This is a genomic window from Umezawaea tangerina, assembly GCF_003002815.1.
Taxonomy (GTDB): Bacteria; Actinomycetota; Actinomycetes; order Mycobacteriales; family Pseudonocardiaceae; genus Umezawaea; species Umezawaea tangerina.
This window is the reverse complement of the sequence record NZ_PVTF01000009.1, coordinates 170,748-195,594: the sequence shown is the minus strand read 5'-3', so window position 1 is coordinate 195,594 and position 24,847 is coordinate 170,748. Positions and strand designations below refer to the sequence as shown.

The 24,847-nt window shown below is 70.9% G+C and carries 27 protein-coding genes; 12 read left to right on the top strand and 15 right to left on the bottom strand.

Annotated features, from left to right (window positions below; genetic code table 11):
- Positions 1–213 precede the first annotated feature (213 nt).
- A complete protein-coding gene (locus CLV43_RS29060; RefSeq protein WP_106190927.1) occupies positions 214–1,011 on the bottom strand; it encodes an SAM-dependent methyltransferase in 798 nt (265 codons plus the stop codon).
- A 420-nt stretch (positions 1,012–1,431) separates the two neighbouring features.
- Positions 1,432–1,899 (bottom strand): DUF2000 domain-containing protein, encoded by a 468-nt coding sequence (locus CLV43_RS29055; protein WP_245887069.1) that lies wholly within the window; start codon positions 1,897–1,899, stop codon positions 1,432–1,434.
- A 126-nt stretch (positions 1,900–2,025) separates the two neighbouring features.
- Here CLV43_RS29055 and CLV43_RS29050 point away from each other — a divergent pair, with 126 nt between their 5' ends.
- The 3 genes from CLV43_RS29050 (at position 2,026) to CLV43_RS29040 (ending at position 4,101) form a co-directional block, all read left to right on the top strand.
- Positions 2,026–2,508, top strand: coding sequence for an Lrp/AsnC family transcriptional regulator (locus CLV43_RS29050; protein WP_106190925.1), 483 nt, complete (start codon positions 2,026–2,028; stop codon positions 2,506–2,508).
- A 160-nt stretch (positions 2,509–2,668) separates the two neighbouring features.
- Positions 2,669–3,028, top strand: a complete 360-nt coding sequence (locus tag CLV43_RS48650; protein ID WP_211304607.1) for a hypothetical protein — start codon at positions 2,669–2,671, stop codon at positions 3,026–3,028.
- 83 nt (positions 3,029–3,111) lie between these two features.
- Positions 3,112–4,101, top strand: a complete 990-nt coding sequence (locus tag CLV43_RS29040; RefSeq protein ID WP_146174954.1) for a pentapeptide repeat-containing protein — start codon at positions 3,112–3,114, stop codon at positions 4,099–4,101.
- 13 nt (positions 4,102–4,114) lie between these two features.
- On the opposite strand, the gene CLV43_RS29035 is transcribed toward CLV43_RS29040, so the two are convergent.
- From CLV43_RS29035 to CLV43_RS29010, 6 genes are all read right to left on the bottom strand, one after another.
- Positions 4,115–4,765, bottom strand: coding sequence for a hypothetical protein (locus tag CLV43_RS29035; protein WP_106190922.1), 651 nt, complete (start codon positions 4,763–4,765; stop codon positions 4,115–4,117).
- An 84-nt stretch (positions 4,766–4,849) separates the two neighbouring features.
- Positions 4,850–5,587, bottom strand: coding sequence for a type 1 glutamine amidotransferase domain-containing protein (locus CLV43_RS29030; RefSeq protein WP_106190920.1), 738 nt, complete (start codon positions 5,585–5,587; stop codon positions 4,850–4,852).
- 26 nt (positions 5,588–5,613) lie between these two features.
- A complete protein-coding gene (locus CLV43_RS29025; protein WP_106190918.1) occupies positions 5,614–6,282 on the bottom strand; it encodes a GNAT family N-acetyltransferase in 669 nt (222 codons plus the stop codon).
- On the bottom strand, positions 6,279–7,625 hold the full coding sequence (locus CLV43_RS29020) for an NtaA/DmoA family FMN-dependent monooxygenase (RefSeq protein WP_106190916.1): 1,347 nt from the start codon (positions 7,623–7,625) through the stop codon (positions 6,279–6,281). The genes CLV43_RS29025 and CLV43_RS29020 overlap by 4 nt, the downstream gene beginning before the upstream one ends.
- A gap of 7 nt (positions 7,626–7,632) precedes the next feature.
- Complete coding sequence (locus CLV43_RS29015; RefSeq protein WP_106190915.1) at positions 7,633–8,796, bottom strand: LLM class flavin-dependent oxidoreductase; 1,164 nt, start codon at positions 8,794–8,796, stop codon at positions 7,633–7,635.
- A 110-nt stretch (positions 8,797–8,906) separates the two neighbouring features.
- On the bottom strand, positions 8,907–9,305 hold the full coding sequence (locus CLV43_RS29010) for an SRPBCC family protein (protein WP_211304627.1): 399 nt from the start codon (positions 9,303–9,305) through the stop codon (positions 8,907–8,909).
- A 32-nt stretch (positions 9,306–9,337) separates the two neighbouring features.
- Between CLV43_RS29010 and CLV43_RS29005 the strand changes: the two genes are divergently transcribed.
- On the top strand, positions 9,338–9,601 hold the full coding sequence (locus CLV43_RS29005; protein ID WP_106190911.1) for a tetratricopeptide repeat protein: 264 nt from the start codon (positions 9,338–9,340) through the stop codon (positions 9,599–9,601).
- Here the strand turns inward: CLV43_RS29005 and CLV43_RS29000 are convergent.
- Positions 9,569–10,699, bottom strand: a complete 1,131-nt coding sequence (locus CLV43_RS29000; protein ID WP_106190910.1) for an epoxide hydrolase family protein — start codon at positions 10,697–10,699, stop codon at positions 9,569–9,571. The two genes, CLV43_RS29005 and CLV43_RS29000, sit on opposite strands and share 33 nt — an antisense overlap.
- Before the next feature lie 92 nt (positions 10,700–10,791).
- Here CLV43_RS29000 and CLV43_RS28995 point away from each other — a divergent pair, with 92 nt between their 5' ends.
- Together CLV43_RS28995 and CLV43_RS28990 are read left to right on the top strand one after the other, a co-directional pair.
- Entirely contained in the window at positions 10,792–11,247 is a 456-nt protein-coding gene (locus tag CLV43_RS28995) for a MarR family winged helix-turn-helix transcriptional regulator (protein WP_106190908.1), read from the top strand.
- A 135-nt stretch (positions 11,248–11,382) separates the two neighbouring features.
- The gene (locus CLV43_RS28990; protein WP_106191386.1) at positions 11,383–12,234 is read left to right on the top strand and encodes an oxygenase MpaB family protein; all 852 of its coding nucleotides are present in this window, start codon (positions 11,383–11,385) and stop codon (positions 12,232–12,234) included.
- Here CLV43_RS28990 and CLV43_RS28985 read toward each other — a convergent pair.
- Positions 12,212–12,661, bottom strand: a complete 450-nt coding sequence (locus tag CLV43_RS28985; RefSeq protein WP_106190907.1) for a YybH family protein — start codon at positions 12,659–12,661, stop codon at positions 12,212–12,214. The two genes, CLV43_RS28990 and CLV43_RS28985, sit on opposite strands and share 23 nt — an antisense overlap.
- Positions 12,662–12,773: 112 nt before the next feature.
- Between CLV43_RS28985 and CLV43_RS48645 the strand changes: the two genes are divergently transcribed.
- Both CLV43_RS48645 and CLV43_RS28975 read left to right on the top strand, forming a co-directional pair.
- Positions 12,774–13,145, top strand: a complete 372-nt coding sequence (locus CLV43_RS48645) for a YciI family protein (RefSeq protein ID WP_106190905.1) — start codon at positions 12,774–12,776, stop codon at positions 13,143–13,145.
- Positions 13,142–14,440 (top strand): RNA polymerase sigma factor, encoded by a 1,299-nt coding sequence (locus tag CLV43_RS28975; RefSeq protein ID WP_106190904.1) that lies wholly within the window; start codon positions 13,142–13,144, stop codon positions 14,438–14,440. The genes CLV43_RS48645 and CLV43_RS28975 overlap by 4 nt, the downstream gene beginning before the upstream one ends.
- 201 nt (positions 14,441–14,641) lie before the next feature.
- Here the strand turns inward: CLV43_RS28975 and CLV43_RS28970 are convergent, their stop codons facing one another.
- Entirely contained in the window at positions 14,642–16,225 is a 1,584-nt protein-coding gene (locus tag CLV43_RS28970; protein ID WP_106190902.1) for an SLC13 family permease, read from the bottom strand.
- A gap of 204 nt (positions 16,226–16,429) precedes the next feature.
- Between CLV43_RS28970 and CLV43_RS28965 the strand changes: the two genes are divergently transcribed.
- The gene (locus CLV43_RS28965) at positions 16,430–17,695 is read left to right on the top strand and encodes a cation:proton antiporter (protein ID WP_106190901.1); all 1,266 of its coding nucleotides are present in this window, start codon (positions 16,430–16,432) and stop codon (positions 17,693–17,695) included.
- Here the strand turns inward: CLV43_RS28965 and CLV43_RS28960 are convergent.
- Positions 17,682–18,623, bottom strand: coding sequence for an isopenicillin N synthase family dioxygenase (locus tag CLV43_RS28960; protein WP_245887068.1), 942 nt, complete (start codon positions 18,621–18,623; stop codon positions 17,682–17,684). The two genes, CLV43_RS28965 and CLV43_RS28960, sit on opposite strands and share 14 nt — an antisense overlap.
- 451 nt (positions 18,624–19,074) lie before the next feature.
- Here CLV43_RS28960 and CLV43_RS28955 point away from each other — a divergent pair, with 451 nt between their 5' ends.
- Together CLV43_RS28955 and CLV43_RS28950 are read left to right on the top strand one after the other, a co-directional pair.
- Complete coding sequence (locus CLV43_RS28955) at positions 19,075–21,018, top strand: S8 family serine peptidase (RefSeq protein WP_106190897.1); 1,944 nt, start codon at positions 19,075–19,077, stop codon at positions 21,016–21,018.
- A 188-nt stretch (positions 21,019–21,206) separates the two neighbouring features.
- Complete coding sequence (locus tag CLV43_RS28950; RefSeq protein WP_106190896.1) at positions 21,207–21,485, top strand: early set domain-containing protein; 279 nt, start codon at positions 21,207–21,209, stop codon at positions 21,483–21,485.
- 38 nt (positions 21,486–21,523) lie between these two features.
- On the opposite strand, the gene CLV43_RS28945 is transcribed toward CLV43_RS28950, so the two are convergent.
- Positions 21,524–22,075 (bottom strand): STAS domain-containing protein, encoded by a 552-nt coding sequence (locus CLV43_RS28945; RefSeq protein WP_146174953.1) that lies wholly within the window; start codon positions 22,073–22,075, stop codon positions 21,524–21,526.
- A gap of 154 nt (positions 22,076–22,229) precedes the next feature.
- Here CLV43_RS28945 and CLV43_RS28940 point away from each other — a divergent pair, with 154 nt between their 5' ends.
- Positions 22,230–22,874 carry a MerR family transcriptional regulator gene (locus tag CLV43_RS28940; protein ID WP_106190893.1) on the top strand — a complete coding sequence of 215 codons (645 nt, stop codon included), beginning with the start codon at positions 22,230–22,232 and terminating at the stop codon, positions 22,872–22,874.
- Here CLV43_RS28940 and CLV43_RS28935 read toward each other — a convergent pair whose 3' ends face one another.
- Both CLV43_RS28935 and CLV43_RS28930 read right to left on the bottom strand, forming a co-directional pair.
- Complete coding sequence (locus CLV43_RS28935; RefSeq protein ID WP_106190891.1) at positions 22,875–23,690, bottom strand: pentapeptide repeat-containing protein; 816 nt, start codon at positions 23,688–23,690, stop codon at positions 22,875–22,877.
- An 87-nt stretch (positions 23,691–23,777) separates the two neighbouring features.
- Positions 23,778–24,722: an alpha/beta hydrolase gene (locus CLV43_RS28930; protein ID WP_106190890.1), complete on the bottom strand. Its 945-nt coding sequence runs from the start codon at positions 24,720–24,722 to the stop codon at positions 23,778–23,780.
- Positions 24,723–24,847 lie beyond the last annotated feature (125 nt).

Sequence of the window (24,847 nt, the reverse complement as noted above, 5' to 3'; positions counted from 1 at the left end):
CTTGATCTTGCTTGTCAAGACAGCCCTATCGTCTTGACAAGCAAGATCAAGCATTGAGACAATCGCGCGCCGGGGGCTGGGCTTCGCCAGTCGGTGGGAGGCCCGAGAGCCAGGCTCGCACGGCGGGAGAGCCGGAACCGAGCTTCACCACGAGGCAGCACCCAACCAAAGCCAGGCACCGCAACGCAATCCACCACGCACACGGCCCCAGAATCAAACCTTCCGCCCAACCCCCACATACACATCATCCGGACTAGTGTCGTAATCCACCTCAGGCCTCCAGTGCGGAGCGCTCACCACCCCCGGCTCCACCACCTCCAACCCCTCGAACATCCCCGAGAACTCCCCATGACTCCGGAAGTACATCGGATCCCGGCTGTTCTTCATCGCCTCCACGACGGCCGCCATCTCCTCCGGCTTCCCGTCCGCTGTCAGGTGCGACAACGCCACCAGGCTCCCCGACGGCAACGCGTCGATGTACTGCGCCAGCACCTCGTGCGGCTTCTTCTCATCCGGCACGAAGTGCAGCACCGCCACCATCAGCAACCCGACCGGCTTCCCGAAGTCCAGCATCTTCCGCACTGCGGGTGCCGACAGCACTCGTTCCGGTTTCGTCGCATCAGCCGCCACCACCGTCGCGTTCTCGTTGCCCTGCAACAGGAGTTCGCTGTGCGTCACCGCGACCTCGTCGTAGTCCACGTACACGACCCGCGCGTTCGGGTCCGCCTGCTGCGCGATCTCGTGCACGTTGCCCACCGTCGGAATGCCCGACCCCAGGTCCAGGAACTGCGTGATGCCCTGGTCGATCATGAACAACACCGCCCGCCGCAGGAACGCCCGGTTCGACCCCGCGATCTGCCCCCCGTTCGGCAGCGCCTGCAACACCTTCTCCCCGACCACCCGGTCCACCGCGAAGTTGTGCCCACCGCCCAGCAGGTAGTCGTAGACCCTGGCGGCACTGGGCAACTCGGTGTTGATCGAGTCCGGCACCCAGGCTGGACGATCGCTCATCGCGCACCTCGCACTAGTCGGGGCCCAGGAGCCTATCGACCCCCGAACCAGCACTGACGACCACTCACCGCATCCATCCGGACACAACCCGCTACCAGCGCCATTCCTAGCCGCAAGGCCACGACCCGATGACCGGCAACCGTCACCAGCACATCGATCCCCACCCCGCCCCGTTATCACCAAGGCCGACCTCACTCATCGGCAACCGCTATCACCAGACCTCACACCCCCGACCAAACCGGCCAGTCCCCCCTCAACGCTCCCCGCCCTCCCAACCGCGTCTGCCTCCCAACCGCGTCTGCCTCCCAACCGTGTCCGCCCTCCAGCCTCCCGCCCTCCAACCTCCCGGTCCCCAACCTCCCGGTCCCCAACGCCCGGCCCCCGGCCCCCTGTGACTCCCGGTCGCGGTCCGAGGTCGTGTCAGCGCAGTAGCGGCAGGCCGCCGACGAGCTTGTCGACCTTGTTGCGCGGCCCCACGACGCTCACCGCGTAGTAGGTCAGGTCCGCCGCCTCGGTGCCCGCGACGGCGGCCAGGTACTCGTCGTACACGCGGCTGGTCTGGGCCTGTTCCGGCATGTCGACGACCAGCAGCCCCTCCTTGGACGCCGCCTTGGCCCGGATCTCCCGCACCTTGTCGGCGTCCCCGGCCAGGATCGAGCAGCCGGTCCACGGCAGGCCGGGGTGGTGGCTGCCGGAGGCATCGGTGGTGCCGGGTCCGAGCAGGGTCGGCACGGCGTTGCCGACGGCGGCCGCCATGCACACGGCGGCGTTCGCGATCAGCCCGGCCCCGAGCGCGACGTCGACGACCATGACCCACTTGAGCTTGGCGTGACGGGTCGGCAGGTCGGTGCGGATCTCGTCGGGTGCCAAGGTGAGCGCGACGGACACTGAAACTCCTCATTCGTTCGACGATGTGCGGACATCTCCGCAGAAGGGATATCGATGTGGCCGATGTTAGGGTCAACATCCCGCTGTTTCCATCCACGTCGAACTTAATTCGGCAAGGAGGCCCCGATGGCCGAGTTGGACGAACTAGATCAGGCACTACTGCGGGAACTGCAGCGCGACGCACGGCGCACCAACCGCGAGCTCGCCGCCGCCACCGGGGTCTCCCCGTCCACCTCGCTGGAGCGCGTCCGCTCGCTCCGCGAGCGCGGCGTCATCCGCGGCTTCCTCGTCGACCTCGACCTGGAGGAGGTCGGCCGCCCCGTCCAGGCGCTGATCGCCGTCCGCATCCGCCCACCGTCCCGCGCGAACATCGAGGCCTTCCGCGAATGGGCCTCCCGGCTGCCCGAGACCGTCGGCGTGTTCGTCGTGTCCGGTGGCGAGGACTTCCTCATCCACGTCGCCGTCCCGGACAACAAGTTCCTCTACGCCTTCGTCATCGACCGCCTCACCCAACGCCCCGAGGTCGCGGACGTCCGCACCAGCGTCGTCTACGAACACATCCGCAGCCCTGTCATCGAACCCGCCACCCCGGCCCGCCGCCGCAGATGAGACCCTTCTCCCTCCGATCCGGCTGACCTGCCTGGCGGGCAAGTTCACCGACCACCGCAAGAGCGGGCCCACGCCGGCCGCCGGTGTCCTGGTCGTCAGCCTGTTCGCCATCAGCGGAGGCGCAGAAGGACTGCTGGCTGCGGAAGGCGCCAGCACCTCCGTGGCCTGGACCGGGTTCCGCACCACCTCCGACAGGCAGGACTTCACGACCCTGATCGACCGCCCCGGAAGCGGCGACCTCCACCCGTTGGGCAGTGCGCTGCTCGGGCTCGGCGACACCCACTTCACCGGCCTCGACTACGGCACAGACACCAACGGCACAGACACCAACGGCACAGACACCAACGGCACAGACACCAACGGCACAGACACCAACGGCACAGACACCAACGGCACGGACGCCAACAGCACCTCGCTCACCGTTGCGGAGGCCGAGACGGCCACCGGCTTCGTGGACCCCGACAGCCCCGACACCCCCGACGGCCTCGCCGAGGTCGAGGCCCGCCTCCCTCCACTCTGATCCGGTCACCCGGACCGTGACGATCGGCTCACCTCCCCGAAAGCGTTCCGCCCCGACCGGGCACGGGAGGATGATCCGCATCCGTGACGCGTCGAACGGTGTTGCTCGCGGCGGTGGGCGTTCTCGGCCTCCTGGCCTTCGTGGTCGGTTCCCTGACGGTGCTCCCCTCGTTGCTGTACCCGGCGCTGCCGGAGGCCGACCTGCACGCGGTGTCCGACGCGGGTGCGCGGATCCAGCTCCAGCAGGCGCAGGGCCAGCTGCAGAACAGCGTCCGGTCCGCGCTGTTGCAGTTGACCGCCGGTCTGCTGGTGATCGGTGGTGCGGCGGCGACCTGGCGGCAGGTGCAGGTCAACCGCGAAGGGCAGATCACCGAACGCTTCACCCGTGCGGTGGAGCAGCTGGGCAGCGACAACGTCGACGTCCGCATCGGCGGCGTCTACGCGCTCGAACGCGTCGCCCGCAACTCCTCCGCCGACCGCGACTCGGTCCAGTTCCTCCTCGCCGCGTTCGTCCGCAACCACAGCCGGTGGACCGTGGGCGGTCCGGACGGCCCGGTGCACCCGAGCGCCGAAGTCGACATGCACCTCCCGTGGTTGCAGATCCGGACCCCGGACATCCAGGCGGCGATGGGCATCCTCGCCCGCCGCCCGTCCACACCGGGCTCGCCCCGCCTCTACCTCTCCCGCGTGGACCTGCGGAGCGTGCAGATCCACAACGGCAGGCTGACGGACACCCAGCTCCGCTACGCCAACCTCGCCCGCGCCTGGCTACCCGGAACACGGTTGGACCGCAGCGACCTGAAGTCGACCGACCTGCGCCTGGCGAACCTCGAGACCGCCGTGCTGACCGGCGCCACCCTCACCTCCGCCTACCTCGGAGGTGCGGTCCTGCGCGACGCCGTCCTGCGCGACGCGGACCTCAGCCACGCCGACCTCACCGGAGCCGACCTGCGCGGCGCCGACCTCACCGGCGCTCGCGTCGAGGACACGACGTTCGCCGGGGCGCTCGCCGACGACACCACCACCTGGCCGACCGCCTTCGACACCGGCCGCCTCGCTCTCCCGGTTCCCTGACCGCGCGACCCGGTCAGGGGCTGGGGAACCGCGAGGCGACCTCGGCTAAGGCGTCGAGCAGCTCGGGGTCGAGACTGCCGCGGGCCGTCTCGGTCTCGGCGATCGCGATGCTCTTCCCGTTGGGCTCGGAGTCGTAGTTGAGCCCGGTGAAGTGGATGTCGGCCATCTCCAGCAGAGCCGTGCCGAGCGGGTAGACGTCGCCGCTGCCGTGCCGGTCCACGACGGACTTGAACCGGGACACGTCGGTGCTGCCGCGGAAACCCACCCACACCACGGAGACGACCGCGCTGTTGCCCGCGCCGTCGTCGAGGGCCAGCACCATCCGGTCCAGCGACGTGCAGGGCGTGCGCAGGAAGAACTCCTGGACCTGGTCGTGCGAAGCGGCGACGCACTCCGCGTCCTTCCGCGACACCTTCTTGGCCTCGCGCATGCCCATCCGACGCCAGGCCGCCTCGGAGTCACCGCTCCGAGCGGACTTCTTCGCGTCCGCTTTGCGCACGGTGACGCTCTCGCCCACCGAGGTACCGGCCACCCCGCCGGTGCCGACCACCCCACCCGTGGCGCCGAGAGCGCCGAACGCCACCACGACGATGCCGACCAGGGCGAAACCACCGCCGCCCTTGTCGGAACCGCCACCCGCTCCACCGATCCTGCGTTTGAACATGCCGCTGATCCTGCGGACGGGCACCGACAAAAATGGCCGCTTTCCCGACCTGAAGGCCCTGCATTCACTCGATCGAGTGGAGTACTAGCCCAAGAGCTCGAGGAACCGCCTGGCGAACAGGTACGCGTCACCCGGCCACCGCGCGGACACGTAGTTGCCGTCCCGCACGACGAACGCGGGCCCGTCATCGGTCGCGGTGCCACGGCGGGACAGCTCCGTCGGACCGCGCTGGAACTGGTCGGGGTCGCGGAGCGCCGCGACCACCTCGTCCTGCACGTACGCCGGATACGTGCGGTAGTACCGGCCCCGGCGCCACGCCGTGAGGAAGTACGCGCCGCGCTCCATGTACTTCGGCAGGCACGTCGTCCGCCGCCCGGCGATCACCGACGCCCCCGTCGCCGGGTCGAGCGCGCGGGCCAGGACGAGGACACCGTGGCAGATCGCCCCCACCGGCCGGTCGAGCGCCCAGAACCGCGCCACCTTGTCCCGCAGCACCTCGCTGCCCAGGTACTGCCGCATCCCCGGCGCGTGCCCGCCCGGCAGCACCAGTCCGTCGTAGTCCGCGGGCTCCACGTCGGCCCACGTCAACGGCTTCTGGTAGGCCTCGTCGGCCAGCAGCTCGCGGTAGAACGCCTTCGGCTCGGGATCGGCGCCCAGCTGCCCGAACAGGACACCGGTCAGCAGCAGCGGATCAGCCTCCGGACGACCACCCTCCTCGGTGGCGAACACGACCTTGTGGCCCGCGTCCCGCAGCATCCGCCACGGCACCGCCACCTCCGTCACGTCGAAGTCCCGGTCCGGCAAGGGCACAAGAACACGCATGCCCGTTGCTTACCACGACCCGCCCCCTACGCCGGTGTGCGCGCCACGCTGAAGTTGCGGCGCGCCACCAGCTCGAACCCCATCGCCGTGTACAGCCTGATGGCGGGCGTGTTGGTGGACGTCGCGTGCAGGAACGGCCGGTCGCCCCGTGCCACGACGCCGTGCGCCACGGCCCTGACCAGTGCGCTGGCCAGGCCGCGACCGCGGAACGCGGGGTCGGTGCAGACGGCGCTGATCTCGGTCCACCCCGGCGGCCGGAGGCGTTCACCCGCCATCGCGACGAGCGCCCCGTCCTCGAAGACGCCGAGGTAGGTGCCCAGCTCGATGGTGCGCGGCCGCAGCGGGCCGGGTTCGGTGCGGGCGACCAGGTCGAGCATCGCGGGCACGTCGGCCGGGCCCAGCTCGCGGGCCTGGGGGAACGGGGCCGTCTCCAGCGCCACGGCCACCATCTGCACCCCGGTGGCCGAGAACAGCACCTCCCAGTCGGCGGGAGGGTCGGCGATCGACACCTCCTGGCCCGGTCCGACGAGGTCGGCCAGGTCGGACCACGCCTCGGCGTCACGAGGGCCCGCCACGGCCGTGAACCCCGCGACCTCCGGCTGGAAGCGGTAGGCCCGCCCCTTGGACTCGGCCAGGTGCGCGTGCGTCGTGGTCAGCGAGGCCAGGACGGGGTCCGCGGGCGGTCGCGCCGTCACGGCAGGTCTGCCAGACCGAGGTGCGAACGCAGCGTCGTGCCCTCGTACTCGGTGCGGAACACGCCCCGCTCCTGCAGCAGCGGCACCACCCGGTCCGCGAACTCGTCCAGGCCACCGGGGGTGATGTGCGGGACGAGGATCGCGCCGTCGCTGGCGTCCTCCTGGACGGAGTGGTCGATCGCCTCGGCGACGGTCTCCGGCGACCCGATGTAGGTCTGCTTGCCGGACACGTGGATGACCAGGTCCCGGATGGACAGTCCCTTCGCCTCCGCGAGTTCACGCCACTGCTTGGCCACGGCGAACGGGTCCCGGTGCTGCCGGACGCTGGCCCGGCCCTTCACCACGGTGTTCTCGCCCGCGATCGGGTCGACGTCGGGCAGCGGGCCGTCCGGGTCGTATCCGGTCAGGTCGCGGTTCCACACCTCCTCCAGGTGCCGGATCGCGGTCGGGCCGCTGACCTGCTGCCTGCGCACCTCCGCCGCGATGTCCTGCGCCTCGGCGTCGGTGTCGCCCAGCACGAACGTCGACGCGGGCAGCACCAGCAGCTGGTCCGGGGTGCGGCCGTACTTGGCGAGCCTTCCCTTGACGTCGGCGTAGAACGCCTTGCCCGCCTCCAGTTCGCTGTGCCTGCTGAAGATGGCGTCCGCCGTCGCGGCGGCGAACTCGCGGCCGCCGTCGGAGTCGCCCGCCTGGAAGATCACCGGACGGCCCTGCGGGCTGCGCGGCACGCCGAACCGGCCCGCGATGTCGAAGTGCGCGTCCTGGTGCGCGAAGGTCCCCGCGGCCGGGTCGTCGAGGAACCGCCCGGACTCCTTGTCCGCCACGACCGCGTCGCGCCGCCACGAGTCGAACAGCTCCCAGGCCGTCCGCATGAACCGCTCGGCCCGCTCGTAGCGCTGATCGGCGGGCAGGAACCCGCCGCGCCGGAAGTTCTCGCCGGTGAACGCGTCCCACGACGTCACGACGTTCCACGCCGCCCGCCCGTCGGACAGGTGGTCCAGCGACGCGAACTGCCGGGCCACCTCGTACGGCTCGTTGAACGTCGAGTTGATCGTGCCCGCCAGCCCGAGCCGGTCGGTCACCGCGGCGAGCGCCGCCAGCACGGTGAACGTGTCCGGCCTGCCCACCACGTCCAAGTCGTGGATCTGCCCGGCGTACTCGCGCAGCCGCAGCCCTTCGGCCAGGAACAGGAAGTCGAACTTGGCGCGCTCGGCGGTCTGCGCGAGGTGCCGGAACGAGCTGAAGTCGATGTGGCTGCCCGACCGCGGGTCGCTCCACACCGTCGTGTTGTTCACGCCGGGGAAGTGCACGGCCAGGTGGACCTGCTTGCGCGGCTTGGTCATCTCGTCCTCACGCGGGGGCGTAGCGGTTGACGGGGCGGGGCAGGCCGAGCAGCCCGCGCAGGGTGTCGGCCTCGTACTCGGTGCGGAACGCGCCGCGCCGCTGCAGTTCGGGCACCAGGGCGCGGGTGATCGCCTCCAGGTCGTGCGGCACGGCGCCCGGTCGCAGCCGGAACCCGCTCAGGCCGGCCTCCCGCCAGCCCAGCAGCAGGTCGGCCAGCTCGCCCGCGGTGCCGGTGAAGACGAGGGCGTCGGACCGGTACTCGGCGCCCGCCAGCTCGTCGAGCCGCGCCTTGCGGGACGCCGCGGCGCCCGGCCGGTCGTCCAGGAACACCACGAGCTCGCCGAACACGTGCGGCACCCCGCGCACCTCGCGGAGGATGCGGTGCACGTCGGAGCTGTCGAACGGGGTGACGTGCACGACGTCCGCGGCCCGGACCGCCAGCTCGTAGGCGGGGGCGACGTGGGCCAGCACGCTCACGACCGGCTGCCCCTGCGGCGGCCGCGGCGTGATCGACGGTCCGCGCACGGAGAACCAGCGGCCCTCGAAGTCGATCCGGTGCAGCTTCTCCCGGTCCACGAACCGCCCGGTGGCCGCGTCCCTGATCTCCGCGTCGTCCTCCCAGCTGTCCCACAGCCGCCGGACGGCCTCGACGTAGTCGGCCGCCTCCTCGAACAGGTCGAGCAGCAGCCGGTCCTCCAGGTCGTCGAGGCGCTCCAGCACCGGGACGTCCCGGCGGCCGAAGTGCTTGGCGTCGCTGGCCCGCGCGGAGATGACCGGCCTGAACCCCGCGCGCCCCCTGCTCGCGTGGTCCACCGTGGCGACCGCCTTGGACAGGTGGAACGGCTCGGTGTGCGTCACGATCGCCGACGGCACCAGCCCGATGCGCGACGTGCTCGGCGCGACCCGTGCGGCGACGAGCACCGCGTCGAGCCGCCCGCGGACCTGGTCGACGCGGTCGTCGAACCCGTCCAGCGCGGTCGACTGCGGTCCCAGCGAGTCCTCGATGGTCACGAAGTCCAGCAGCCCGCGTTCCGCCTCCAGCACCAGGTCGGTCCAGTACCGCCCGGAGAACAGCTCACGCGGCCGTGCGTCGGCCTCGCGCCACGCCGCGGGGTGCCAGCCCGCGCCGTCGAGGGCGACCGCGAGGTGCAGTGGTGACGTGCCTGGCATGCCGTCCTCTTCTCACCCGAACTCCCTGTCCTCATCAGGGTTACCCGGTGGGAGGCCGGAGCGCTGCCACGTCCGCGATGCGGGACGGCGGGCGGCGGGACCTGGTCCGGTCAGGGAATTCGTGCTAGCGCCCGGGCCATGACCTCGGAGCCGCGTTCGACGCGCAGCCGGACCTGCGGCGCGTGCTCGTCCGGCAGCAGGTCCGTGGTCCACACGACCCGGCTGCGGTCCGGGCCGTCGGCGAACACCTGGAACGACGCGTGGTGGTGGGCCAGCTCCGGACGGGACCCCTCGACCACGGCGTAGGCGAGCCGTTTGGTCTCGTCGTCGATGCCCACGATCACCTCGTGGACGACCCAGCCGTCGGCCATCGTGAGGTACCGGTGGACGCCGTCGATCCGGGTGTCCGCGACGTAGCTGGGGATGAGCCGCTCGTGCACGGCGCCGACGTCGCGCAGGCCCTCCCAGACGTGGTCGGGGTGGGCGTGGACGCCGAAGGTGTGGCTGATGGTGGCTATGGGACCAGCTTAGGATCACGACCATGGACGAGGCCGACTGGGGGCGGCGGCTCGCGCTGCTGTGGGACTCGCTCGACGAGCGCGCGGAGGACGACTTCCTCGCCGAGACGGCGAAGCTGGAGCAGCGGCCCGACGACCTCGACGACGCCGTCCGCGCCTTCCTGGCGCTGGCGCTGACCGGCGTCGGCCGGGAACGGGAAGGTGTCGCGATGGCGCTCACGGCGTTGGCGCCGCACCTCACCCGCTACAACCGCTCACTGGCCGCCTACGCCGGCGCGCTCGGCTAGTCCCCGGAAGAACGACCGCACGTCGCCGACCAGCAGGTCCGGCACCTCCAGCGCGGCGAAGTGGCCGCCGCGGTCGAACTCCGACCAGTGCGCGACCGGGTACGCCCGCTCGGCCAGCCGCCGGACCGGCAGCACGATGTCGTGGGCGAACACGGCGACACCCACCGGGACGGGACAGGGCAGGGGGACCCCGCGCGACCGGCCCGACTCGAAGTGCAGCCGCGCCGACGAGTTCGCGGTACCGGTGAGCCAGTAGAGCATCACGTCGGTGAGCAGCCGGTCGTCGGGGACCAGCCCGGCCGGGTCGGCCCACGCCGCCACCCGGTCGGCGATCCACGCGAGCTGCCCGACCGGCGAGTCGGTGAGCCCGTAGGCGAGGGTCTGCGGTCGGGTCGTCTGCACGACCAGGTACCCGGCGGGCGCGGCGAGGTACGCCCGCGTCCTGGCGAGGCGGGCCAGCTCCGCCTCGGACGGATCGTCGAGGTCCGCCGGTGCCGTCGGCAGGTAGTTCAGGTGCACGCCGACCACGCGGTCCGGTGCCAGCGCGCCGATCGTCCGGGCGATCGTCGAACCCCAGTCGCCACCCTGCGCGCCGTAGCGCGGGTAGCCGAGCCGGTTCATCAGGTCGACGTAGGCGCGCGCCATCCGGTCCGCGCCCCAGCCCGCCTCGCGGGTGGGACCGGACAGGCCGTAGCCGGGCATCGACGGGATGACCAGGTGGAACGCGTCACCGGGATCGCCGCCGTGGGCGCGCGGGTCGGCGAGCGGACCGATCACGTCGAGGAACTCCACGACGGACCCCGGCCAGCCGTGCAGCAGAAGCAGCGGCAACGCGTCGGGCTCGGGGGAGCGGACGTGCAGGAAGTGCACGTCCGCACCGTCGACGGTGGTGGTGAACTGCGGGAACGCGTTGAGCTCCGCCTCGTGAGCCCGCCAGTCGTAACCGGTCCGCCAGTGGTCGACCAGTCCTTGGACCCGCGCCAGCGGCACGCCGTGGTCGGTGCCGGGGACCTCGTCGGGCCAGCGGGTGCGGCTCAGGCGTTCGTGGAGGTCGTCGAGGTCGGCTTGAGGGACGTCGATCCGGTACGGCGTGATCATCGCGGGTCCAATCGTTGGTGCAACTAACGTTGGTCACGCAAACGGTAACCGGTAACCGTTGGTGGCGCAAACGATTCGGCTAGGCTGCGCGGATGGACCTGATGGCCGACGACTCCCCGCCCACCCGGCTGCGCACCATGGCGAGCTGGCTGATGACCCAGGTCGCGGTGGGTGCCGACCGCGTGGTGGGGGAGCGGCTGGCGACCGCGGACACCCGTCGCCACCACTACCGGGTGCTCGCCGCGCTGGACGAGTCCGGCCCGTCCAGCCAGGCGGAGGTCGCCCGCAACTGCGGTGTGCACAGCAGCGACGTCGTCGCGGTGGTCAACGATCTCGTCGGGAAGGGCCTGGTTGACCGGTCGCCGGACCCGGCCGACCGGAGGCGCAACACCATCACCATCACGGCGGTGGGTGTCGGCAAGCTCCGCGAGCTGGACGCGCTGCTGGCGGACGTGCAGGACGAGCTGCTCGCCCCGCTCACGACGGACGAGCGCACCGAGCTGGTGCGCCTGCTCGGCTTGGTCCTGGAGCACCAGGGACGATCGTGATCGGTCACCTGATGGGGTGAACCGAGTCGAGACGGGGCTTCCGGCGCCGTTTTTTGTCGGTGCCCGTCGCGAGGATTGGACCCATGAACCTCGACTGTCAGGTGCAGGGTCCACAGCAGGCGCACCATGGAGCACATGGCGCTCCCGGACATGAGCTCGTTGCGGACCAGGATCGCGTCCACCCTGTTCGCGAGGGTCGCGGGCCCGGACGGGCCGGAGACGCGGGCCAGGGTGCACGACACCCCCGGTCCGCGCTGGTTCGACGAGGACCGGCCGATCCGCCGGGTGCACGGGGACGCGGCGATGTTCGTCGGAGGGCTGCGGGCCCTCCTGCTCCAGTCGCTGCACCCGCTGGCGATGGCGGGCGTGGCCGGGCACTCCGACTACCGGGGCGACCCGTGGGGCAGGCTCCAGCGCACCAGCACGTTCCTGGCGATGACGACGTTCGGCACGGCCGAGGACGCGCAGCGGTCGGTCGACAAGGTCCGCGGCATCCACCGCCGGGTCCACGGCACCGCGCCGGACGGCAGGGCCTACCGCGCGGACGACCCGCGCCTGCTCGGCTGGGTGCACGTGGCCGAGGTCGACAGCTTCCTGCGCTGCCACCAGGTCTACGGCTCGCGGGCCCTGTCCCCGCAGGAGTGCGACGGGTACGTGTCGGACGCCGCCCGGATCGCGGAGGCGTTGGGGGTGGTCGACCCGCCGCGCACCGTCGCCGAGGTGGCGGCCGTGCTGGCCGATTACCGACCTGAGCTGCGCGGCACGGCCGAGGCGCGGGACGCGGCGCGGTTCCTGCTGCTGAAACCCCCGTTGCCGCTGGCGGTGCGGGCTCCGTACGCGGTGCTGGCCGCGACCGCGGTGGCCATGCTCCCGGCGTGGGCGAGGCGACCGCTGTGGCTGCCCTACCTCCCGGTCACCGAGGCCACCGCGGTGCGCGTCGCGGGTCGCGGTCTCGTCGGGGCGATCAGGTGGACGCTGGCGGCGTGAGGTCGGTGGCCGCCCGGAACGACCCGTCCATGTAGAAGGGCGTGGACGTGTGCTCGTGGGAGATCATCCAGGTGCCGTTCTCCTTGCGCAGCCCGGTGGTCATCCGGAACCAGAGGGTGAAGCCCTCGGGTGCCCCGTCGGGTGTCGAGGCCATCCTGTTGAGGCCGTGGCAGAACGCCACGTCCTCGCCGGCGGTGATCTCGAGGTCGGTCACCTTGTAGTACACCGGTCCGTCGAACGTCGAGAACCACTTCTCCTTGGCCTCGACGTCGTGCACCTCCGGACCGACGTGCCGCAGGGGCGGTGCCAGGTCGAACGTCACCGCGTCGGCCGTGTAGCGGGACAGCAGCAGCTCGGCGTCCTTGGCCTCCATCGCGGCCTCGACCCCGGTCACCAGTGCGCGGATCTGCTCGATGTCGCTGTTCATGATGTGCTCCTCCCACGTTCTCCGGACGGCTTTCACCGGGGACGTCGAAGCCGCCGACCCGGCTTCGACATGTTCGGTGGAAGGTTTTTTCCCGAGACCCGCGGAGGCGGTCGTGAAGTACCTGATCCTGATCCACAGCAACCCGAAGTCCAGGGCCGTGTGGGAGACGCTGACCGACGAGCAGCGGTACGCGTTCGGCAAGGGGCACCTGGAGCTGTCGGCGGCGCTGGCCGAGTCCGGCGAGCTGGTCGTGTCGGAGGGCCTGGTCGACCCGTCGCTGGCGAAGTGGGTGTCCGTGCGCGACGACAAGACGCTGACCAGCGACGGGCCGTTCGCCGAGGCCAAGGAGCACCTGGCGGGCTTCTACCTGGTCGAGTGCGAGAGCTACGAGCGGGCGGTCGAGATCGCGGCACGGGCACCGGACGCCCGGTACGGCGCGGTCGAGGTCCGTCCGGTGCTCGACATGAGCACCTGGGACCTGTGACCCCGTCGGTCGAGGACCTGCTGCGGGACCTGGCACCGCAGGTCCTCGGGGCGCTCGTCCGGCGTTACGGCGGCTTCGACACGTGCGAGGACGCCGTGCAGGAGGCACTGCTGGCAGCCGCTCTGCAATGGCCGACCGAAGGGCTGCCGGACAACCCGCGCGGCTGGCTGGTCACCGTGGCGTCCCGCCGCCGCACCGAGCTGTGGCGCAACGAGACAGCCCGAAGACGAAGGGAGGAGAACCTCGCGGCCCAGGCCGCACCGGACCCGGAACCGGCGCCCGCGGTCGACGACACCCTCGCGCTGTTCCTGCTGTGCTGCCACCCCGCGCTGACCGGGGTCAGCCAGGTGGCGTTGACGCTGCGGGCGGTCGGCGGTCTCAGCACCGGTGAGATCGCGCGGGCGTTCCTCGTGCCGGAGTCGACGGTGGGCCAGCGGATCAGCCGGGCGAAGCAGCGGATCAAGGCGAGCGGGGCCGAGTTCCGGATGCCGCCGTCGGAGGAGTTCCCGGAGCGCGTGGCGACCGTGCTCCGGGTGCTCTACCTGATCTTCACCGAGGGGCACACGGCCAGTTCCGGGGCGGCGCTGAACCGCGTCGACCTGACCACCGAGGCCATCCGCCTCACCCGGCAACTGCACGCCCGGCTGCCGGACGACGGGGAGGTGACGGGCCTGCTGGCCCTGATGCTGCTGACGGACGCCCGCCGACCCGCCAGGACGTTGCCCAACGGCGCCCTGGTCCCGCTGGCCGAACAGGACCGGAGCCGTTGGGACGCACCCGCCATCACCGAGGGGAAGGAGCTGATCACCACCGCGCTGGCCACTACCCGGATCGGTCCGTACCAACTCCAGGCCGCGATCGCCGCCGTCCACGCGGAGGCCGCGACCTCGGAGGACACGGACTGGCACGAGATCCTGGGCCTCTACACGTTGTTGGGGTCCATCGCGCCCGGTCCGATGGTCAGCCTCAACCGCATCGTCGCCCACGCCATGGTCCACGGTCCGCGCGCCGCCCTGGAGCAGTTGGCCGAGGCGGAGAGGGACCCGGCGCTGGTGGGCCACCACCGGGTCCACGCGGTCCGTGCCCACCTGCTCGACCAGGCGGGCGAGCACGACTCCGCCCGCGAGGCCTACCTGTTGGCCGCCCGAACGACGCTCAGCCTGCCGGAGCAGCGCTACCTGGAAGCGCGGGCCCGTGCGGTGGTCGACGGCGGCGGCGCCAGTGGCAACGGTGGTATCGGCGGCACCGACCGGTCGTCCGGCGACGGGATGCCGTCCACCAGCGGACGGGACTGACGGCAGGGCGGTCCTCCGGCCGGCGGGCAGGTCTGACACCGCCCTTCAGCCGACGGGCGGGAGTGGTGGTCGGTGGTGAGTCGACGGCTACGGCCGGCGGCTGGGCGCCGGGCAAAGCCACCGATCAGTCGACGGTAATCAGCGGGCAGGAGTGGTGGTTGGTCGTCGGTTGATGGGGAGGGCTGGTTGGCGGGTGGTCCGTCAGCCGAGGTTGGGAACCACGAACAGCAGCCAGATCAGGAGAGGAGCCACCGCGACGATGATGCCGCCGTAGATGAGCAGCGTGCGGAAGAAGGCGTCCCGGTCGACGTCCTTCGCGTTCGCCAGCACCAAGGCGCCATTGGTGGAGAACGGGCTCACGTCGACGACCGTCGCGGACACCGCCACCGCGGCGATCATCCCGACCGGGCCGACGGTGCCGAGGGCGAGGAACGGCACGGCCAGCGGGATCAGCGCACCCATCAACCCGACCGAGGAGGCGAACGCCGAGACGATGCCCCCGATGTAGCAGAGCAGCAGTGCGGCCAGGATCGGGATGCCGACCCCGGTGACCGCGTTGCCGACGAAGTCGATGGTCCCCATCGCCTGGAGCACCGCGACGTAGGTCAGCACACCGCAGATCAGCAGGACGGTGGGCCAGGTGATCTCGGCGACGGCCTGGCGGCTGTCGGCGGGCCAGATCAGGCTGAGCACGGCGGCGAGCGTGACCGCCGTGAAGCCGACGTCGAGGTCGAACACGAGCGTGCCGACGACCAGGGCGACCAGGCCGATCAGCGTCGCGGTCCTGGCCGGGGTGAGGGTGACGGCCGGTTCGGGTTCGTCGACCGTGAGGTCGTCGGGCGCGGTGGAGGAGTCGCGGGCCGTCGTGGTGCCGGCTGCCGCGCTACTGCCAGCTCTGCTGGTGCCTGCCGCGCTGGTGGATGCGGTGCTGGAGGTCCGGCTGCTGGTGGTTCCGGCTCCGGCGGTGACCAGGCCGCTGGTCGCCGCGGCACTGGAAGGCGTACCGCTGGTTGTCGCGTCGCTGGTTGTCGCGTCGGCCGTCGCGATGCCGGTCGTGCTGTCCGCTGCCGCCCTGCTGTCCGCGGCACCGGTGGTGGTCGGCTGTCCGTCGGTCGCGGTCCCGTCCACCGTGGTGGTGTCGGCGGCTGCCCGGCTGCGGGTGGCGGGAACCGCTTTCTGGCGGGCCAGTTTCCGGCCGCCGAGCACGAGGAAGAGGATCACGGCGATGGCGGTGTTCACGGCGAGGCTGGCGAGGAACAGGGCGACCGGGTTGCCGTGGATGTTGTTGCGCTCGACCAGGCCGTTGACGATCGAGCCGTACACGCTGATCGGTGAGAACCCGCCCGCCTGCGCGCCGTGCACGACCATCGCGCCCATCAGCAGTGGGTTGATCTTGTACCGGGCGGCGAAGCCGAGTGCGATCGGCGCGACGATCGCCACCGCGGCCGGGCTGACCGCGCCGATGGCGGTGAGCACACCGGTGATGACGAACATGACCCACGGGATCAGCACGATCCGTCCGCCGACCGCTCGGACGGCGGCCGACACGAGCCAGTCCGTCGTGCCGTTGGCCCTGGCCAACGCGAAGAGGTAGGTGACGCCGACGAGGACGACGAAGATGTCGCCGGGGAACTTCGCGAAGATGCCCTTGGCGTCGAGGCCGCCCGCGAGGGTGCCGACCAGGAACGCGGCGGCGAACGCCAGCGCTCCCATGTTGGTCGACCGGGTGGTCGCCAGCACGAAGATCAGTGCCAGTACGACGATCGAGATCACCTGCGCCGTCATCGGGCCTCCTCGACGGGCGGGGCGGCGCTCGACCACGACGGCTCACTGTCCGTCACTGCCGCCTGACTCCGAGCGAGTGTTCCACAATGATCAAGAGAGGTCCATACCACCGTCGCAGGTGGGGGACTGTGTCCAAGGTGGACGTTTCGCAGGCCGCCGAACCGGCTAACCACCGTTCACAGCCAACTGTTCGGAAGGGGATTCGTGGCGGACGCGGGACCGATCGTCTTCGCCGCCGCCGGCGTCGCCACCCTCGCGGCCGCACTGCTGCCGCGACTGCTGAACAGGGCACCCGTCTCGATGCCGATGGTGTTCCTGGCGGCGGGCGCGCTGACGTTCGCGGTCATCGACCCGCTGCCCGACCCGGACCCGGTGCGGCACAGCTCGATCGTGCTCCACCTCACCGAGCTGTGCGTGATCATCTCGTTGATGGGTGCCGGTCTCGCGCTCAACCGGCCCGTGGGGTGGCGGCGGTGGTCCACGACGTGGCGGCTGCTGGGCATCACGATGCCGTTGACCATGGTCGCGGTGGCCGTGCTCGGTTGGTCCGTACTGGGCTTCGGCGTGGCTGGTGCCGTGCTGTTGGCGGCCGCGCTCGCGCCCACCGACCCGGTGCTCGCGACCGAGGTGCAGGTGGCCGAACCCGCTGACAACAGCGAGGAGTCGGACGACAACGAGGACAGCGACGACGAGGCGCGGTTCGCGCTGACGTCGGAGGCCGGTCTGAACGACGGGCTCGCGTTCCCGTTCACCTACCTGGCGATCGCACTCGCGACCACGCCCGGCGACTGGCTGCCGCACTGGCTGGCCGTGGACGTGGTGTGGCGGCTGGCCGCGGGCCTGCTGGTGGGCATGGGGACCGGGTGGCTGCTGCGGAAGCTGTTCTTCGCGGCGCCGTCGGAGAAGTTCCGGCTGGCCAAGCACGCCGAGGGGTTCGTGGCGCTGGCCGCGGTGTTCCTCGCCTACGGCGTCGCCGAGCTGGCCCACGGGTACGGGTTCGTCGCGGTGTTCGTCTGCGCCTGCACGATCCGCGCCGGTGAACGGTCCCACGGCTACCACCGCGTGCTGCACCAGTACGTGGAGCAGGTCGAACGCCTGCTCACGGTGCTGGTGATCTTCCTGCTCGGCGGCGCGGTCGCGACCGGCCTGTTCGCCGGCATCGGCTGGCGGGAGGTGCTGGTGGCGCTGGTGGTCCTGCTCGTCGTCCGCCCGCTCGCGGGCCTGGTCGGGCTCGCCAAGGGGCGAACCGGACCGAGGGAGCGGGTCGTCGTCTCGTTCTTCGGTGTCCGCGGTGTCGGCTCGGTGTTCTACGTCGCCTACGCGCTGGAGGCCGCGAAGTTCGTGGAGGAGGGCGCGATGTGGCGGATCGTCGGGCTGGTCGTGGTCGGCTCGATCGTCATCCACGGCGTCACCGCCACCCCGGTCATGCGCTTCCTCGACCGCAAGCGGGAGACGGTCACGTCACCGTGATCGCGTCCAGCTTCTCCTTCAGGTACTCCGAGGCCAGGACCTCCGGGTAGCTGCCGTCCAGCGCGGCGACGCGGGCGTCGTGGTCGCACTCGTAGAAGTAGATCAGCGACACCAGGTCCTCGTCCGGCGCGCCGGCGTCGGGCGGCAGGACGCGGTGGCGGGTCGAGCGCCAGCGGTCGCCGGTCCAGCGGGCCATCAGGTCGCCGATGTTGATCGTGAAGGCGGCCGGGTCGAACGGGGCGTCCTCCCACTCGCCGTCTTTCGTGAACACCTGGAGCCCACCCACCCCCGCCTGGCGGTCCAGCACCGTGACCGTGCCGAAGTCGGTGTGCGGGCCGATCCGGAACTGGCCGTCCTCCGGCTCCCCGACCACCCCGATCGGCGGGTACCAGTTGATGTTGAACGTGTAGGTCGGATGTCCGGTGTGGTCGGTGAAGAACCCCGACGGCAGGTCCAGCGCCACCGCGAAGATCGTCAGCAGCTCGTCGGACAGCCGCCGCATCCTGGCCATGTACTCGGTCGCCGCCGCGGCGAGCTCGGGTACCTCGGCGGGCCAGGTGTTGGGCTGGAACCAGAAGCCGTCGACCTCGGGGTCGCCGACCGGGGTGTCGGCGCCGACCGAGTACGACTCCTTCAGGTCGGGCGGCGTCTCGGTGCCCTCCGCGTACCCGTTCGCCTCGACGCCCGGCGGCAGCCAACCGCGTCCGCCCACGGTGACGGCGTAGCGCCGCTTCACCTCCGCGGGCAGCGCGAAGAACCGGCGGGCCAGCTCACGGGTGCGCGCTCGCAGTTCATCGGGCACACCGTGACCGGTCACCAGCAGGAACCCCGAGTCGCGCAGCGCGGCGTCGATCCTGGCCGCCACGTCGGCGCGGCCCTCCGGCGTGCCCTCGAACCACGGACCCAAGTCCACCAGCGGAACCGTCATGGGGTCCATGAAACCGCATCCGCACCGCCCAAGCAGTGCGGTACGCCGTGGGGGAGGTGTTCGGATCCCTTCAGGGCCAACGGCTCGGGCTCGCCGCCGACCAGCGCACTGACCAGCGGTTCGAGTGGGACGGCGCCGACGAAGCGCGGCGTTTGCCTTTCTCACATGGGATTCCGGCGAGAAGCAGCCATCTCGGGTGGCAGGCCATCGCCTTGCGCGCCACCCCGGAGATCCCGCACCGCTCCGCGACGTCAAAGCCGATGTGCCCTAACACTTCCGGCCCGGTTCCCGGCGGAGTGGCCTCGTCGGGACGGCGCTCGGTTCGGGCAGGCCGGGGTGGTCGGGCACCCGTCGATCGGCGGGTGACCGCCCGAAGTTCGTCCGATACGTTCGGTTCACGTGTCCCGGCCCACCCTCCGCCGGGACGACCCTGCCGTATCGGAGGTAGTTCATGCTGCGCGGAAAACGCGGCTTGCTCGCCGGTTCGCTCTTCGGAGTCCTGCTCGTCGCCGCGGGCGGCGTCACCGGTGTGCAGGCGGATCCCGCACCGGCGGACTCGGGCCCGAGGTTCATCCGGCTCGCCAACCGCACGTTCGACCCGCTCGACGCCCAGACCGCGGCGGTGGCGACCGCGGGCAACGGCTCCTACCTGGTGCAGTTCCGCGGCAACCTCACCGACCAGCAGCGCAGACGACTCCGCGCGATGGGTGCCCGCGTCGGCACCTACGTGCCCGATTTCGCTTACGTGGTGCGGATGAGCGACACGACCCGCAAGCAGGTCGAGCGGCTGTCGTTCGTGCGCGCCGCGGTCGACTTCCAGGCCGCGGACAAGATGGACGCGACCGCGGCGACCGAAGGCCGCTACCTCGTCACGCTGGCCGAGCAGGACACCAAGGACCAGCGGGTCGTGGCGAACCGGATCGCCGGGCTCGGCGGCAAGGTGGAGCAGGTGTCGGCCAGCGGCCAGCACCTCACCGTGCTGCTCGGCGCCGACCAGGTCGCGGCCGTCGCGGGCCTGCCCGAGGTGATCGCCGTCGGCGCGGACTCCGCGCCGGAGACCGACATGGCGATCGCGCGGGAGACCAGTGGTGCCAACGCGATCGAGGCCGCGGGCGGGTACACCGGCAAGGGTGTGCGCGGCGAGGTGATGGACGGCGGCCTGCGCGCGACCCACCAGGAGTTCGCCGCCCGGCCGCCGCTGCTGCACGGCCCGAACTCGACCGACACCAGCCACGGCACGTCCACCTACGGCGAGATCTTCGCCTCCGGTGTCAGCACCGCGCACCGGGGCATGCTGCCCGAGGCGCAGGGCATCCTCGCCACCTACACCGGCAAGGACCGCTACGCGCACACCAAGGAGCTGGTCGACCCCGCCGGTCCGTACCGGGCCGTCTTCCAGAGCAACAGCTGGGGCGACGCGCTGACCACGTCCTACACCTCCATCTCCGCGCAGATGGACAAGATCGTCTTCGACACCGACCTGCTGATCTGCCAGTCCCAGAGCAACGCGGGGACGCGCAGCTCACGGCCTCAGGCCTGGGCGAAGAACGTGCTCTCGGTGGGCGGGCAGTACCACTTCAACACCGCCGACCGCTCCGACGACAAGTGGAACAGCGGCGGCAGCATCGGCCCGGCCGCGGACGGCCGCATCAAGCCGGACGTGTCCAACTACTACGACCGCATCGACACCACGTCGTCGTCCAACGACGCGTCCTACACGACGTCGTTCGGCGGCACGAGCGGCGCGACGCCGATCACCTGCGGCAACGCGGGCCTGCTGTTCCAGATGTGGGCGGACGGCGTGTTCTCCGGCGGTCCCGGCAAGGCGGCCGACGTGTTCGCGGCGCGTCCGCACGCCTCGACGGCCAAGGCGCTGCTCGTCAACACCGCCAACCAGTACCCCTTCACCGGCACCGCGCACGACATGACCCGCACCCACCAGGGCTGGGGCTCGGCCAGCGTCGGCAACCTGCACGCGCTGGCGGAGGCCAACGGCTGGTCGCTGCCCGTGCTGGTGGACGAGACCGACCTGGTGAGCACCGGTGACGTGAAGAGCTACACGGTGACCAGCGACGGCACCAAGCCGCTGCGCGCCACGCTCGCCTACACCGACCCGGCGGGCACGCCCGGCGCCGCGCTGGCCCGCGTCAACGACCTCACGCTGCGGCTCACCGCGCCCGACGGCACGGTGTACTACGGCAACAACGGCCTCTCGACGGGTGTGTGGTCCACGCCCGGCGGGTCGGCCAACACGGTCGACAACGTGGAGAACGTGTTCGTGGACAACGCGGCCGCGGGCACCTGGACCGTCGAGGTGATCGCCTCGGAGGTCAACGCGGACGGCCACGTCGAGACGGCGGCGACGGACGCGGACTACGCCCTCGTCGTCAGCTAGGGAATTCGGTCATCCCCGTCGTGACAACGTTGTCGCGGCGGGGATCTCCTTTGTCCAGGGACGGTCGCCGCTCGCGGTGTGATCATCGGCACGGCGGACCCGGTCCCACGTCCGGGTGAGCCGTGTGGCGGGGTCGCGCGGGTCGGGGCAGGGTGGTCGGTGACTTCGACACAGGAGGAAACCGCTGCATGATCCGCGTCAAGCCCTCGGCGGGCGGCCAGGTCAACGTCACGTTCGTGCTGTCCGACCCACCGCCGGGACACACCAGCGTCGTGGGGTGCTTCAACAACTGGACTCCGGGACGGCACCGGCTCGTCAAGCGCTCCAACGGGACGTGGTCCACCGCGGTCCGGGTCGACGCCGGAGCCACGCTCTGCTTCCGCTACCTCGCCAGTGAAGGCGTGTGGTTCGACGACCGCGACGTCGACCTGGCCCGTGACGAGCGCGGCCAGCTCATCTCGGTCTAGGGCGTGTATCGAACGAGACTTCGATTACACGCCCTAGCTCAGGCCCGGTGGGCCCCGACCGCGCGCAGTGCGAGCGAGGGGCCCGCCGAGGTCGTGGCGAAGTCCAGCGACACGCAGGCCGCCAGCGCCAGGAACACCGATTTGTGCAGTTCCCAACGGTCGTCGAGGCCGCACGTCTCGATCACTTTCAGCACCGACGGCGAGCACACCAATCGCACCGGCGCGTCCGTCAGCAATGCGCTGATCCCGGCCGCCGAGAACGTTGTCACCCCGCTCAGGTCGACAACTATGTCGGTTAACCAGATTCGGGCGTCGGTGATCGCGGCGGTGAGTGCGCCGACCGATGCCGCGTCCACCTCACCGACCACCGTGATGACTCCCGCGTCGGCGGGCGGGGCCGGGCGCGTGACCACGGACAAGTCGTTGACCTGGGGATCCGGCGCGATGGGCAGGGCGCGGACGTGGGGCCGCCCGGTCGCGCGTTCTCTTGCCATGTGCGTGCCAACTCGCCTTTTCGTCGTGGTGTTCCCGATTGAGACGACCTTCTTCAACCTGAACGCCAGTCCTACTTCTTCGGTGTCGGAAATCACGTGAACAATGCAGACTGTAGACCTGCGAATATCGCGCGTGAATACCTTCGGCGAATTGTTGCACACGTTCGGGTGGGCGGGTCAGGGTGGATACCGAGGCTATCCGTAATCGGAGATACACTGCAGTCGGGCGGTACGACGAAGGAGGGCCCGGATGCGGATGGCCGAGCTGAGCGCCGAGTCCGGTGTTCCAGTCGCCACGATCAAGTACTACCTGCGCGAAGGGCTCGTTCCCCCTGGGGAGCTGACCAGTCCGAACCAGGCCCAGTACCAGGCGAGGCACCTCCAGCGGCTCAAGCTCGTGCGCGCGCTGCTCGACGTCGGCGGACTGTCCATCGTGGACGTTCGCGAGGTCGTCCGGGCGATCGACGAGCAGGCCGCGACGCACGAGCTGCTCGGCGCCGCGCAGCACGGCCTGATCGTGCGCAAGGAAGAGGTCGACGAGGAGAGCCGCGCGTGGGCGATGGGCCACATCGAGGAGATCGCCGCGCAGCGCCAGTGGACCATCGGGCCCGACGACGTGTACGTGAAGTCGCTGGTCGGTCTGCTGTGCACGCTCCGCGACCTCGGGCACGAGCAGCTCATCAAGATCTTCCCGCAGTACGCGGAGTGCGCCGACAGCATCGCCCAGGTCGACCTCGAGGCGATCGGCGGCCTGCCCACGCCCGAGCTGATGGTGGAGAGCGCGGTCGTCGGCACGGTGCTCGGCGACGCGGTGTTCATCGCGTTGCGCAGGCTGGCCCAGCAGCACGCCTCGCGCCGGATGTTCGGCGTGGTGGTCGAGCAGCCGCCCGCCTGATCACCAGTGCGACGGCCGGGTGAGCGCGGCGGGGAACGTCGTCCGCGCGTCACCCCTGGCGGCGTTGAGCTGGACCTGGGTCAGGAAGACGCTCTCGGCGAGGTTCGCGCCGCGCACGTCCGCGTCCCGCAGGTCCGCGCCGATCAGGTCGGCGAGCCGCAGGTCGGCGCCGCGGAGGTCCGCCCCGATCAGGTAGGCGCCGCGCAGGTTAGCCCCGCGCAGGTCGGCGCCCTGGAGCTTGGCGCCGATCAGGTCCGCGCCCCGGCGGATCCTCTTGTTCCTGATCTTCGGCGTGCCCGCGCGGACGAGCTCGCTGGTGCGCAGCAGCAGCACGTTGACGCTCTCGCGGTGGCCCGCGACGTCCACCGCGCCGAAGGCCTCCGGTGCGGTGCGGGTCAGGCGTTCGGTCTCCTCCAACGCGGCCCGGAGGTCGGCGTGGACCGACCTGGCCGCCGGCAGCGCCAACGCCTCGGTCAGGTACCAGAGCAGCTCGTGCAGCTGGCGCATGACGGGGAACACCGCGAACATCGACTTCGCGGTGTCCGCCGACGCGCGCCAGCTCTCACCGCCGAACGTGACCTGGGAGGTCTTCTGGCCCGCGCCGAAGCAGTCGTAGACCGTGCACCCGGAGAACCCTGCGGGGCGCAGCTCCGTGTGGATCCCGCAGCGGTAGTCCGCGAGCAGGTTGCGGCACGGCGTCCCGATGTCCTTGTCCACCGCGAAGTCCGCCGAGGCCGAGAAGGCCAGTGCCACGCAGCAGAGCCCGAAGCAGTTCGAGCAGTCGGCGCGCAGGTCGGACGGGGTGTTCTCGGGCAACGGACCTGATCTCCTGGGGTAGCGGGTCCACCAGGGTAGAGGACCGCGTTCGGCCGGCCGCGTGGGCGGCCGGCCGGTCCGGTCGGGTCAGAGCGCCGCCTTGAGGAAGGCGATCGCCTGGGCGATGGCGGCCCTGGCCGCGTTGGTGTCGGCGAGCGCGTTCAGCATCACGAAGTCGTGGATGATCCCCTGGTAGCGGGCCGCGGTGACGGGCACGCCCGCAGCGCGGAGCTTGTTCGCGTAGGCCTCGCCCTCGTCGCGCAGCACGTCGGCCTCACCGGTGATGACCAGCGCCCGTGGCAGACCCGCGAGCTGTTCGGTGGTGGCGCGCAGCGGGGACGCGGTGATCTCGGCGCGCTGGGCGGGGTCGGTCGTGTACTGGTCCCAGAACCACTGCATGGCGTCGCGGCGCAGGAAGTAGCCCTCGGCGAACTCCAGGTAGGACGGGGTGTCGAAGGCCGCGTCGGTCACCGGGTAGAACAGCACCTGGCCGGTGAACGACACGTCGCCGCGCTCCTTGGCCAGCAGGGTGAGCGCGATGGTCATGTTGCCGCCGACGGAGTCGCCCGCGATCGCGATCCGGCCGCCGTCGAGCCCCTTGGCGGCGCCCTCGGCGGTGCCGATCCACTGCGCGACCGCGTAGCCCTCCTCGATGGCGACCGGGTACCGGGCCTCGGGGGAGAGGCTGTACTCGGGGAACACCACGGCGGCGTTGGCGCCGACGGCGAGCTCGCGGACGAGCCGGTCGTGGGTGTGGGAGTTGCCGAACACCCAGCCCGCGCCGTGGATGTAGAGGATCACCGGCAGCGGTCCGGTGACGCCCTCGGGTCGCAGGATCCGCACCTTCACCCGGCCCGACGGACCGCCGGCGACGGTGAGGTCCTCGATGTCGACGGCGGGCTTGGCGACCTCGCCGGACTGCACCTCGTCCACCGTCTTGCGGCCCTTCTCCGGGCCGAGGTCGAAGAGGTACGGGGGCTTGGCGGTGGCGTCGGCGAAGTCCCGTGCTGCCTGTTCCAGAACGACGGTCATCTCTGGCTCCTCAACGCTGTGCTGACCTGACACCCACGACGCTAGCGACGAGTTACCTCGTGCACAACTTAAATGTGCACAATGTGTCGGGGCTCTCGCTCTGCGGCGGCCACCGTTGTGCGACA